Here is a 12,798-nt window from a genome sequence, read left to right on the forward strand (position 1 = left end):
GATCTCCAAGGGGCCCAGTTCCGTTTTCGTCAGCAGCGTGCCGTTGACAATGATCGGCGAGCCGCTGCCCGTGGCGTGCGTGGTGAACAAGAGGACGCGGCCGCGCCCCTTCGCCGCGCCGTACGCGACCTCCGCGATGCCGGCTGCGTCCGAGTCGTTGAGGGCAACGACCGCGCGACCCAGGTGGCGCTCCATGAGGGCATCCACATCGACGTTGACCCACGACTGATCCAGGTTCGCCATGTAGGGGATCACGCCGTTAAAAACGGGGGCGGGGAAGGTGACACCAATCGGAACGCCAATCTTCACGTCGAGCTGGTCGATGACCTCGCGGCACACTGTTGCCACGGCCTCGGGTGTGGCCGGATTGGGGGTCGGGATGCGGATCTGATCGCCGATGTACTCCCCGGTCTCCAGATCTACCAGTGCGCCCTTCACGCCGGATCCGCCGATGTCGATGCCGCAAGCGACCTGAACCATGACCCCTCCTCGGGTAACGTGTGTCGGTTTGAATGCGGGCTGCTAGTGCCCGTCGTCTCTGAATTGTAATGGACGCCACCGGGGGAAGTGCAATCCGTTTACGAGATGGGAACAGCCCGCGTCGAATCGTGAGATATGACGCGGGCTGCGGTGTGTTGAAAGACTCAGGGGAGGGTCAGAATCTCTGCCCCATCCTCGGTCACGACGATCGTGTGCTCGAACTGTGCAGTGCGCGAACGGTCGGCGGTGACGATGGTCCAGTTGTCGTCCCATTGCTCCCATTCGACTGTGCCGAGGGTCAGCATAGGTTCAATCGTGAAGACCATCCCCGGTTCCATCACCGTGTTGTAGGCGGGAGCTGCATCGTAGTGGGGGACGATCAGGCCCGAATGGAAAGCCTCACCCACGCCGTGACCCGTGTAGTCGCGCACGACGCCGTACTCGAAACGCTTTGCGTAGGCCTCGATAACGCGGCCGATCACATTGATTTCGCGGCCCGGACCCACGGCCTTAATGCCACGCATCATCGCGTTCTTGGTGCGCTCGACGAGCAGGTGCGATTCCTCGTCCACGGTGCCGACCTCGAACATGGCGCAGGTGTCGCCGTGGACGCCGTCCTTGTAGGCGGTGATGTCAATGTTGATGATGTCGCCGTCTTCGAGCGGGCGATCGTCGGGGATGCCGTGGCAGATGACCTCGTTGATCGAGGAACAGATGGACTTCGGGAAGCCCATGTAGCCCAGGCACGAGGGGTAGGCGTCGTGGGCGATCAGGTACTCGTGGCCAATGCGGTCGAGTTCCTCCGTGGTCACGCCCGGCGCGATAGCCGCACCGACGGCCTCGATGGCACCGGCGGCGATGCGTCCGGCCTCACGGATCTTTGCGATCGTCTCGGGAGTCTTGATGTCCGAGGCGGTCACGCGTTCGGGACCGTCGTGGAACATGTACTCGGGGCGTTCGATGTGCTCGGGCACGGCGCGCATCGGCGAGACGCGTCCGGGCTTCAGCGTGCCCAGCGGCGCGCGGCGTGCAAGTGGTGATGCTTCCATGTGTGCTTCCTCCTGCTAGTGGACAAAGTCAGTCGTTCTTGTAGTTCTCAGGTCCGGGGAAGCTGCGCTCGCGCACGGAACCGACGTAGTCGGAGGCGGCCTCATGCAGCGCCTGACCGAGCTGGCCGAACTTACGCACAAACGAGGGCGTCCAGTCGGAGTATCCGGCCATGTCGGACCACACCAGGACCTGACCGTCGGTGTTCGGACCGGCACCGATGCCGATCGTCGCGATGGACAGCGTGTGGGTGAGCTCCGTGGCGATGGCGGCGGGCACCATCTCGAAGACGACGGCAAAAGCGCCGGCCTCCTGGACGGCGAGGGAGTCTCGGCGCAGCTGGTCGGCACCGTCGCCTCGTCCCTGCATGCGTGGGCCGCCCAGCGCGTTCTCGGACTGGGGGGTGTAGCCCAGGTGCGCGCACACGGGGATACCTGCCGCGGTCAGCGCGGCGATGATATGCGCGCGGGCCTCGCCGCCTTCGAGCTTGACGGCGTGGGCACCGGCCTTCATGAGGCGGGCGGCGGACGCGAAGGCATGCTCGGGGGAGTCCTCGTAGGTGCCAAACGGCAGGTCGGCAACGATCATGGCGCGCGAGGTTGAGCGTGCAACGGCCGCCGTGGCGCGTTCCATGTCCTCCAGCGTGACAGGCAAGGTGGAGGAGTGTCCCAGGATGACGTTGCCCAGCGAATCACCGATGAGCAGCATGTCGACGCCAGCGGCCTCGAGAACGGGCGCGGTGAGCGCGTCGTAGGCAGTCAGCATCGTCAGGGGAATCCCCTCGGCCTTGGCGCGCGCAATGTGCTGGACGCGCACGCGTCGGGCGTTAAACAGGGGAGGGATCGAGGACGAGGCCGGGGCCGCGCCTTCGGGGTTCGTAATGTGAGACATGGATTTCCTGTCTGGAGACGACGGGTGCGCTCGCGCGCATTCACGCCTCCCAGGGTAGCGCGGTGGCGGACCCGGTGAGCTGTGAGGATGTGCGAACGGGTAAGATGGAATGCGGTGCGCGTGATGCGCGCAGTAATGCCCCCAGTAGGAAAGAAGAAGGAAGCAGGACATGGCTGGCAATGCCCCTGACCTTGATCCTCTCGATGAGGCCGCCGTCGACGCAGTGCGTGCCCAAGGCCTCGTCGATATTGAAGAAGCGGATTCGCTGGACGCCCTCAAGGCCGTCCGCGCCGCGCTTCTCGGAGATCAAGCCCCGCTCGTGACCGCGAACCGTACCATCGGTTCGCTCGAGCCCTCGAAGCGTGGTCTGGCTGGTAAGAACCTCGGACAGGCGCGCAAGGCGCTGACCGAGGCCCTCGACGCTCGCAAGGAGATCCTCGCTGCCGAGCACGAGGCCCGCATGCTGGTCGAGGAATCAGTGGACGTCACGGTCCCCACGCGCCGCCGCGCCGCCGGTGCGCGCCACCCCCTGGAGACGCTCATGGAAGAGGTCGCTGACTTCTTCGTTGCCATGGGCTGGGACATCGCCGAGGGTCCCGAGATCGAGCACGAGTGGTTCAACTTCGATTCGCTCAACTTCGACATCGATCACCCTGCCCGCCAGATGCAGGACACCCTCTACATCGACGGGCGTTCTGCTGGCGGTGAGAAGGAGGAGGACGGTCACCTGGTGATGCGCACGCACACCTCGCCGGTGCAGTCCCACTCGATGCTCAGTCGCGGCGTTCCGCTCTACATTGCCTGCCCGGGTAAGGTCTTCCGCTCCGACGCCCTGGACGCGACGCACACGCCCGTGTTCCACCAGGTCGAGGGTCTCGCGGTCGACAAGGGCCTGACGATGGCGCACCTCAAGGGCGTCCTGGACCACTTCGCCAAGGCCATGTTCGGTCCCGAGGCGAAGACCCGCCTGCGTCCCTCCTACTTCCCCTTCACCGAGCCCAGCGCCGAGATGGACCTGTGGTTCCCCCAGAAGAAGGGCGGCCCCGGCTGGATCGAATGGGGCGGCTGCGGCATGGTCAATCCCAACGTCCTGCGCGCCAACGGTATCGACCCCGAGGTCTACTCGGGCTTCGCGTTCGGCATGGGTATCGAACGTACGCTGATGCTGCGTCACGGCATCGCTGACATGCACGACATCGTCGAGGGAGACGTTCGTTTCTCCCAGCAGTTCGGCATCAATGGAAGGGGAAACTGACATGCCTATGGTTCCGCTGAGCTGGCTGGCTGACCACGTCGACGTCGTTGACGGCACCGACGCCGAGGCACTGGCCGCCGCCCTGGTCAAGGTCGGCCTCGAGGAAGAGGAAATTCATCCCGCCCGCGTCATCGGCCCCCTCGTCGTGGGCCGCGTCCTGACGCGCGTGGAGGAGACCGCCTCGAACGGCAAGGTCGTCAATTACTGCCGCGTAGACGTGGGCGAGTACAACGATGCCCCCGGCACGGGCAAGGAACCCTCGGAGCTGCCGAGCCGTGGCATCATCTGCGGTGCGCACAACTTCGACGTCGACGACCTGGTGGTCGTCTCGCTGCCGGGTGCCGTGCTACCGGGTGACTTCCAGATCGCCGCGCGTAAGACCTACGGTCACATCTCCGACGGCATGATCTGCTCCGCACGTGAGCTGGGTCTGGGGGAGGACCACGACGGCATCATCGTGCTGCCGAAGTACTTCCCGGACCGCGAGATCCTCGCCGTCGGCACCGACATCGTGTCCTGGCTGGGCCTGGGCGAGGAAGTCCTCGAGATCAACGTGACCCCGGACCGCGGCTACTGCTTCTCGATGCGCGGCATCGCGCGCGAGTACTCCCACTCGACAGGCGCAGCCTTCCGCGACCCGGGTCTGCCGGGTGTTATCGCTGCCGAGCCGCCTGCAGCCAATGCCGACGGCTTCCCCGTGGTCTTTGCTGATGACGCGCCGATCCGCGGTCGCGTGGGCGTTGACCGCTTTGTCGCGCGCATCGTTCGCGGCACGAACCCCGCCGCGCCGACCCCGCGATGGATGGTCGAGCGCCTCGAGGCAGCCGGTATGCGTTCCCTGTCGCTGCCCGTCGACATCACGAACTACGTCATGCTGGATCTGGGCCAGCCGATGCACGCCTACGACCTGGGCGCGCTGGCCGCGCCGATCATCGTGCGTCGCGCACGCGCAGGTGAATTGCTCGTGACCCTGGACGATGAGAAGCGCGAGCTGGATGAGCAGGACCTGCTCATCACCGACTCGCCCCAGGGTGAGGGTTCGCGCATCATCGGTATTGCTGGCGTCATGGGTGGTGCCTACTCCGAGGTGGAGGAGGGAACCACGGACATCCTGTTCGAGGCCGCCCACTTCGACTCGGTGTCTATCGCGCGCAGCGCCCGCCGTCACAAGCTGCATTCCGAATCCTCCAAGCGCTTCGAGCGTGGCACCGACCCGCAGCTTCCTGCGGTGGCTGCCCAGCGTGCTGTTGAACTCCTCATTGAATACGGTGGCGGCACAGTCGATGAGGGTGTCACCGACGTGGATCAGCGCGTCGGCGCGACCGTCATTTCGCTGCCCGTGGGTGAGGCCCAGCGTCTGACCGGCGTCGCTCACAGCCCCGAGCGTATCGCTAAGCTGCTGACGACGGTCGGCTGCCTCGTCGAAGGTCCGGTGAATGACGTCTTCACGGTGACTGCCCCCTCGTGGCGTCCCGATCTGACGCTGCCTGCCGACCTAGTCGAAGAGGTCGCACGCCTCGACGGCTACGACAACATTCCCGTTGTCATGCCGACCGCCCCGGCGGGCCACGGTCTGACAACTGCGCAGAAGGCACGCCGTCTGGCCGCCGCTGCGCTGGCCGACGGCGGCCTCGTTGAGGTCGAGTCCTACCCCTTCGTGTCCGACACGTGGGATCGCCAGGGGATCCCCGCGGATGATCCGCGCCGCGAGGCCCTGCGCCTGCGCAACCCGATGGCGGATGATTCCCCGTGGCTGCGCACCTCGGTGCTCGACACGCTCCTTGACGTCGCTGGCCGCAACGTCTCGCGCTCCAATGCGGACGTCGCCGTCTTCGAGATCGCCAAGGTTGCCCGTCCCCACGGCACCGTCCCCGCGCCGCTTCCCAGCGCGCAGGAGCGGCCTTCCGACGAGGTGCTCGCCGCGCTGGAGGCAGGTATCCCCGCCCAGCCCTGGCACATCGGCGGCGTCCTGACCGGTGCGGCCGAGGCTGCAGGTGTTGTGTCGAACCCGCGCGCCTACGACTGGGCTGATGCCCTCGAGTACGTGCGTCGTGTCGCCTCGGATCTGGGCGTGCGCGTCGAGGTGACCCGCGCGTGGACGGACCACGTTCCCGCGCACAAGGGTGCCCCGATGCCCGCTCCCGCTAGCGATCCCGCTGACGTGGCTCCTTTCCACCCGGGCCGCGTCGCTCGCGTGTTCGTGCGCGCCGGTCGCAACCTGGTGGATGTGGCGCTCGCCGGCGAGCTTTCGCCGGCGACCTGCCGCGCCTTCGGCCTGCCCGCGCGCTCCTGCGCCTTTGAGATTGACATGGATGCGCTGATCGCGCACATGAGCGCCGATCCGATCCAGGTCAAGGGCGTCTCGACGTTCCCGCTGGCTAAGGAAGACATCGCGCTCGTGGTGCCCTCCGACATCCCGGCTGCGCGCGTCGAGCAGATCGTGCGCCAGGGGGCTGGCCCGCTCGCCGAGTCCGTCACCCTCTTCGACATCTACGAGGGAGACCAGGTACCCGAGGGCTACCGTTCGCTCGCCTTCGCGCTGCGCCTGCGCGCCGCCGACCACACGCTGACCGCCAAGGAAACCGAGGCCGTCCGCAAGCAGGTGGTTACGAAGGCTGCCAAGGTCCTCGGAGCCTCGCTGCGCGCTTGACACACTCAGCAGAAGGCCGGTCGAATCTCACGTGTGGTGCCCCACTCATTTGGGGCGTTGCACCCGCAGATTCGGCCGGTCTTCGCTTTAGTATGGGCCTATGCACATCCTTGTAACTGCAGCATCAAAGCACGGGGCGACGGATGAGGTCGCCGACGCCATCGCCAAGCGCATCGAAGCGAGTGGCATCACTGTCGACCGTCTTGCGCCGGCCGATGTGACCTCCGTCGAGGGATATGACGCCGTGATTGTTGGCTCGGCTGTCTACATTCTCCAGTGGATGCCCGAGGCGCACGACTTCATGGAGCGCTTCAAGGACGATCTGCCCGTCGGACAGGTGTGGGCCTTTTCCGTCGGCATGAATGGCGTTCCCAAGCACTCGGAGCAGGATGGCACGCGCGTCGGCCCGCTGCTCACACACGTGCGCTGCCGCGAACTGCGCACTTTCCCGGGCCGTTACAAGCCCTCTCTGTTGTCCCTGCGTGAGCGTTCCGTCGCGCGTTTGGCCGGCGTTGTTGAAGGCGACTTCCGTGACTGGGACGCCGTTGATCAGTGGGCTGACGAGATTGTCGAGGCTCTGCAGGGCTGACGCTGTCAGGTGCTGAGTGGGTGAGCGACGCGACTCACCCGCTTGTGCGCTAATATGCATATGTATGTATAATCATGCATATGAGTCCAGCAGCAGCGTTCCCCAGCACCAAGAGTGCCAGGCATGAAATGATCCGCGACCTCCTCGCCTCCGAGTCAATCGGCAGCCAGGAAGCCCTTCGATCCCGCCTGGCCGAGCGGGGTATCGATGTTACTCAGACGACACTCTCACGCGACCTCATGGACCTGCGGGCCACCAAGGTGCGCAACGCCTCGGGCGTGCTCATCTACACCGTGCCCGACCATGATGGAGGTGCGACCCACGACGCTGAAGCGGCCAATGTTCGTCTCGCCCGCTGGTGCCAGCTCCTGCTCGTCACCTCCGTCAAAGTTGATAACCAGCTTGTACTGCGCACGCAGGTCGGAGCTGCGAACCTCCTCGCCTCCTCCATTGATGCCGTGCGGCGCGACGAGATCGCCGGAACGATCGCAGGCGACGATACGATCCTCGTGATCTGTCGCTCGAGCGAGGATGCGAGCGCAATCGAACGCATGCTCTTCGCCCTCGCGGAACCCGCTGCGCTCCCCGGCAACTAGCCCCGGCCTCGTCCCTGCGAGCGGGCACACGAACCTACGAAACCCCATTTGGAAGGAATCCACATGTCGAGCAAAGATCGCGTTGTTCTGGCCTATTCAGGCGGCCTGGACACCTCTGTCGCCATCGGATGGATCGGAGAGCAGACCGGCCGCGAAGTCGTGGCCGTCGCTGTCGACGTCGGCCAGGGCGGCGAGGACCTCGAGGTCATCCGTCAGCGCGCGCTCGACTGTGGAGCCGTCGAGGCTTACGTCGCCGACGCCCGCGACGAATTTGCAAGCGAATACTGCATGCCGGCCCTGAAGGCCAACGCGCTCTACGAAGGCAAGTATCCGCTCGTATCCGCGCTGTCTCGCCCCGTGATCACCAAGCACCTGGTCAAGGCCGCCCGCGATTTCGGTGCCACCACCGTCGCCCACGGCTGCACCGGCAAGGGCAACGACCAGGTCCGCTTCGAGGTCTCCATCACCTCGATGGCCCCCGACATGGACTGCATCTCCCCGGTGCGCGACCTTGCCCTGACCCGCGACGTTGCCATCGAGTACGCCGAGAAGCACAACCTGCCGATCGAAACGACGAAGCACAACCCCTTCTCGATTGACCAGAACGTGTGGGGCCGCGCCATCGAAACCGGCTTCCTCGAAGACCTGTGGAATGCCCCCACCAAGGATGTCTACAACTACACCGATGACCCCACCTACCCGCCGCTGCCGGACGAAGTCGTCATCACCTTCGACAAGGGCATCCCCGTCGCTATCGACGGACGTCCCGTCACCCCGCTTGAGGCTATCCAGGAAATGAACCGTCGCGCCGGCGTCCAGGGCATCGGCCGCATCGACATGGTTGAGGACCGCCTCGTCGGCATCAAGTCACGCGAAATTTACGAGGCCCCCGGAGCCGTCGCGCTCATTGAGGCCCATCAGGCCCTCGAGGCCGTCACCCTCGAGCGCATGCAGCACCGCTACAAGCGTCAGCTCGAGCAGACGTGGGGCGAGCTGGTGTACGAGGCCCAGTGGTACTCGCCGCTCAAGAAGTCGATGGACGCTTTCATCGAGCACACCCAGCAGTATGTCTCCGGCGATATCCGCATGATCCTGCACGGCGGACGCGCGACCGTCAATGGCCGCCGATCGGAGTCCTCACTCTACGACTTCAACCTCGCGACATACGAGACCGGCGATACTTTCGACCAGTCCTCCTCGCGCGGCTTCATCGACATCTACGGCTTGCAGTCCAAGCTGGCCGCTGCGCGTGATGTGCGCTTCGGTGTTGATATGGGGTACTGAGTACTCATTGAGGGTTCTCTCACAGGGAATGTTTCAGTTGTGTTTCAAGGGGTGGGAGCGTCGGCGACGGCGCTCCCACCTCGCTTACTGTGTCGGTATGACGTATCAAGAGAGTGCAGCGATTGATGCTACGGCGGGCGTCGATCAGGATGAGGCCATGCACGAACGGATGATGCGCTACACGGTCGCAGGCATGTTTTTCGTCGGGTTTGCGGGTAAGGGTATCCGCGGCATCTTCGGAGACATCGGTTCTCTCGTTCCGATGCTCATTCTCCTCGCGGCCTTCGTCGTTCTTTTCCGCAGCTCCGGCCGCTCGCTGCTGCTGCGTCGTTTCCCGACGACGATCAGCATGTTTGTCCTGTGGTGCGCCGTGACGTGCATCTGGTCGATTGACCCAGCGCTGAGCGCCCAATACTGGGTGGTCCAATCGGCGCTCACCTTAGTGGCAATAGCCGTCTCCGTCGCTCTGCCGCTGACGGATTTGGTCGAGTCACTCATCTTGTCCTTCCAATGGATTATCGCCTCCTCCTTCATTCTCGAGCTTGTGGTGGCCGTCATTGGTCGGGGACCCTTGGCGCCGCCCACCCTGTGGGGGAGAGGTCACCTGCCTGCGTCCTCCTATTGGGTGGACGGGCGATTATTCGAGGGAGGCCCGATTCAGGGCTTCCCCGGTAACCGTAACCCGCTGGCCTTCATAGCGCTGCTCCTGGCCGTGTGCCTGGTGCTGCGCTGGATGCAGACCAGGCGCGCGCTGCCCTCCACGCTCGCGTGGCTCGCTGCGTGCGGTGTCACCTTGCTCCTCACGCAATCCGCGACAGTCGCTCTGTCTACCGCGGGTTGCTTGACTGTTGTCGTGGGCTTGGTCGTTCAGCGGCGCGTCCCCGTGCACCTGCGCCTGCGCGTCGTCGGTATCTTCACGGGGACGGGCGTCATCGCGGCGATTATTGCGTTCTTTGCGCGGCATTGGATCGCCGATGCCTTTGGGCGCAGCCCGGACATGAGCGGGCGCTCCATCATCTGGCACTCCGTCGCGCCGCTCATCGCTGAGCGCCCGCTTGGGGGCTGGGGATGGTTTATTGGCTGGCCCACGTGGCTGGAACCATTCGCGGGCCTTGTGGTGCGTCAGGACGGAACATCGACGAACCAGGCTCACAATGCCTACGTGGAGGCGGCCCTGACGACAGGTTGCGTAGGCGCGTTCCTGGCGACGGCGGCGATCATCTGGACGTTGTTCCGCGTCATCAAGGTTGCGGTCGCCCACATCGACGACAACTTGTGGGACGTGATCCCTGCCGTTCTGATGATCGCCATGTTCATCCAGTCCTTCACCGAATCCCGCCTTCTCTTCGAAGGCAACTGGATGCTCTTCGTCATTATCGCCACCTGGGTCAAGGTGCGCGGAGAGGTACCCATCGTATGGCCGTCGGCGGCACGACAGTATCTCGAATACTCTTAGATCCTGAACGTTTATTCCCTTTGTCGACCTCGGGAGGTCCACCATGTCGCAGTCCGAAACGCACGTGTCCTTGTGGGGTGGCCGCTTTGCTGGCGGGCCGTCGCAGGCACTTGCCGCGCTGAGTGTCTCGACCCACTTTGATTTCCGACTTGCCCACGTCGACATCGCAGGCTCGCACGCGCATGCCGACGAGCTGCATCGCGTTGGTTTGCTTTCCGACCAAGAGTGCGCGGACATGCACGACGCTCTGTCGCGGCTCGACGCTGACGTCTCTTCAGGAGCCTTCGTTCCTAGCCCCGACGATGAAGACGTGCACACCGCGCTCGAGCGCGGCCTGATTGAGCGCGCGGGCGCGACCCTGGGCGGTAAGCTGCGCGCCGGTCGCTCGCGCAACGACCAGATCGCTACCCTCATCCGCGTGTATCTGCGTGAAGAGGCTCGCCACCTGGCCGGTCGCGTCCTTGACATCGCCCAGGCCCTCGTTGGCCAGGCAGAGCGCGCTGGTGACGCCGTCATGCCGGGACGTACCCACATGCAGCACGCCCAGCCCGTCCTCGTCGCTCACCACCTGCTGGCACACGTGTGGCCGCTCCTGCGCGATGTGTCCCGCCTGCGCGACTGGGACAAGCGCGCCGCCATCTCTCCCTATGGTTCCGGCGCGCTCGCCGGCAACACACTCGGCATGGATCCGCGCCGCATCGCCGCGGCCCTCGGATTTAGCGACTCTGTCGAAAACTCTATCGACGGCACCGCCGCGCGCGATGTCGTCGCCGAGTTCTCCTTCATCTGCGCCCAGATCGGCATCGACATCTCCCGCCTGAGCGAAGAGATCGTTATCTGGAACACCAAGGAATTCGGCTACGTCACGCTCGACGACTCCTACTCGACCGGCTCGTCGATCATGCCGCAGAAGAAGAATCCCGACGTCGCCGAGCTCGCGCGCGGCAAGGCCGGCCGCCTCATCGGCGACCTGACCGCCCTCCTCGCTGTCCTCAAGGCCCTGCCCCTGGCATACGACCGCGACCTGCAGGAAGACAAGGAACCCGTCTTCGATCAGATCGACACTCTCGACGTCCTGTGCCCCGCCGTCGCCGGCATGATCGATACGATGACCATCCACCTCGAGCGCCTCGCCCAGCTCGCCCCTCAGGGTTTCTCATTGGCCACCGACATCGCTGAATGGCTCGTCAAGCGCGGCGTGCCGTTCCGCGATGCGCACGAGATTTCGGGTGCTTGCGTTCGCCTCGCCGAAGCCAGGGGAGTGGAACTCGCGGATCTGACCGATGCTGAACTCGCCCAGGCCTCGCCCCATCTCGACCCCGAGGTGCGTTCCGTGCTCACCGTCGACGGGTCCGTCCGCGCGCGCCTGGGTCGCGGCGGTACCGCACCGGTACGCGTGGCCGAGCAGCTCGACGAGGCCCGGGCTGGCCTCGCGGATGCATGGCAGTGGGCGGTCGCTGGGCTGCGCTAACGCCCCTGGCTGCGAAGCCGATACACTTACAATCACAATAACCCGTGAAATCCGCAAGGAAGGACAACTTTCGTGACAGACATTCTGGACGACCTGCAGTGGCGTGGGCTGCTCGCGCAGCACACCGACCTCGAGGCGCTTCGCGCACACCTGAGCGCCGGACCTGTCACCTTCTATTGCGGTTACGACCCGACGGCCCCTTCCCTGCACCATGGCCACCTCGTCCAGCTGATCGTCATGCGGCACCTGCAGCTTGCGGGCCACCGCCCACTCGCGCTCGTGGGCGGAGCGACCGGTCAGATTGGTGACCCGCGTCAGAGCGGCGAGCGCCAGTTACAGTCCACCGAGGTCGTGCGAGGCTGGGCGGAGCGCCTGCGTGCTCAGATCTCGAAGTTCCTCGACTTCGAGGGACCGGCCGCCGCGCAGATGGTGAACAACCTGGATTGGATCCAGGAAATGAGCGCCATCGACCTGCTGCGCACTATCGGCAAATACTTCCGCGTGGGGACCATGCTCAACAAGGACATCGTCGCCCGTCGAATCGCGTCAGACGAGGGTATCTCCTACACGGAGTTCTCCTACCAGGTGCTCCAGGCCAACGATTTCCTCGAGCTCTACCGTCGTCACGGCTGCACGCTCGAAACCGGCGGCAACGACCAGTGGGGCAACATGGTCGGCGGCGTCGACCTAATCCGTAAGGTTGAGGGTGTCGACACCCACGTCATGACCACGCCGATCATCACCAAGGCCGACGGCACCAAGTTCGGCAAGTCTGAGGGCGGGGCTATCTGGCTCGATCCGGAGATGATGACCCCCTACGCCTTCTACCAGTTCTGGCTGCAGGTGGCTGACGAGGACGTGGTCCGTTTCCTGAAGATCTTCACTTTCAAGTCGCGCGAGGAGATCGAAGCTCTGGCGCTTGAGGTCGCCGAGCGTCCTCACCAGCGTGCCGCACAGAAGGCCCTGGCTGCCTCCGTCACGGAGCTGGTGCACGGTGCTGAGCCTGTCGCTTTTACACAACTCCGACCCCACGAGACTAAGCCGGAACACGTATGCCGCCTTCTTCCTGAATTACAGAA

At 64.7% G+C, this 12,798-nt stretch carries 11 protein-coding genes; 8 read left to right on the plus strand and 3 right to left on the minus strand.

Annotated elements, in window-relative coordinates; all coding sequences use genetic code 11:
* The 3 genes from QZ149_RS09130 to panB form a co-directional block, all read right to left on the minus strand.
* Positions 1–480: ROK family protein (locus tag QZ149_RS09130; RefSeq protein ID WP_291451117.1), on the minus strand; the 480-nt coding region annotated here is incomplete at its 3' end.
* A 164-nt stretch (positions 481–644) separates the two neighbouring features.
* Positions 645–1,529 (minus strand): type I methionyl aminopeptidase, encoded by an 885-nt coding sequence (gene map / locus QZ149_RS09135; RefSeq protein WP_009647818.1) that lies wholly within the window; start codon positions 1,527–1,529, stop codon positions 645–647.
* Between the two features lie 28 nt (positions 1,530–1,557).
* Entirely contained in the window at positions 1,558–2,418 is an 861-nt protein-coding gene (gene panB, locus QZ149_RS09140; RefSeq protein WP_291451119.1) for a 3-methyl-2-oxobutanoate hydroxymethyltransferase, read from the minus strand.
* A 169-nt stretch (positions 2,419–2,587) separates the two neighbouring features.
* On the opposite strand from panB, the gene pheS reads away from it, so the two are divergent.
* The 8 genes from pheS to tyrS all read left to right on the plus strand — a co-directional run.
* Positions 2,588–3,673, plus strand: a complete 1,086-nt coding sequence (gene pheS, locus QZ149_RS09145) for a phenylalanine--tRNA ligase subunit alpha (RefSeq protein WP_291451121.1) — start codon at positions 2,588–2,590, stop codon at positions 3,671–3,673.
* 1 nt (position 3,674) lies between these two features.
* A complete protein-coding gene (pheT, locus tag QZ149_RS09150) occupies positions 3,675–6,323 on the plus strand; it encodes a phenylalanine--tRNA ligase subunit beta (protein ID WP_291451122.1) in 2,649 nt (882 codons plus the stop codon).
* A gap of 100 nt (positions 6,324–6,423) precedes the next feature.
* The gene (locus QZ149_RS09155; protein WP_291451123.1) at positions 6,424–6,912 is read left to right on the plus strand and encodes a flavodoxin domain-containing protein; all 489 of its coding nucleotides are present in this window, start codon (positions 6,424–6,426) and stop codon (positions 6,910–6,912) included.
* Between the two features lie 74 nt (positions 6,913–6,986).
* Positions 6,987–7,508 carry an arginine repressor gene (argR, locus tag QZ149_RS09160; protein ID WP_291451124.1) on the plus strand — a complete coding sequence of 174 codons (522 nt, stop codon included), beginning with the start codon at positions 6,987–6,989 and terminating at the stop codon, positions 7,506–7,508.
* Between the two features lie 63 nt (positions 7,509–7,571).
* Positions 7,572–8,792, plus strand: a complete 1,221-nt coding sequence (locus QZ149_RS09165; protein WP_291451125.1) for an argininosuccinate synthase — start codon at positions 7,572–7,574, stop codon at positions 8,790–8,792.
* A gap of 97 nt (positions 8,793–8,889) precedes the next feature.
* Positions 8,890–10,248, plus strand: coding sequence for an O-antigen ligase family protein (locus QZ149_RS09170; RefSeq protein WP_291451127.1), 1,359 nt, complete (start codon positions 8,890–8,892; stop codon positions 10,246–10,248).
* Between the two features lie 43 nt (positions 10,249–10,291).
* Entirely contained in the window at positions 10,292–11,719 is a 1,428-nt protein-coding gene (gene argH, locus QZ149_RS09175; RefSeq protein ID WP_291451128.1) for an argininosuccinate lyase, read from the plus strand.
* 72 nt (positions 11,720–11,791) lie between these two features.
* Positions 11,792–12,798, plus strand: a 1,007-nt coding sequence (tyrS, locus tag QZ149_RS09180) for a tyrosine--tRNA ligase (RefSeq protein WP_291451130.1), incomplete at its 3' end; no start/stop codon positions are given.

This window comes from Actinomyces sp. ICM47 (assembly GCF_905369875.1).
In the GTDB taxonomy this organism is placed as follows: domain Bacteria; phylum Actinomycetota; class Actinomycetes; order Actinomycetales; family Actinomycetaceae; genus Pauljensenia.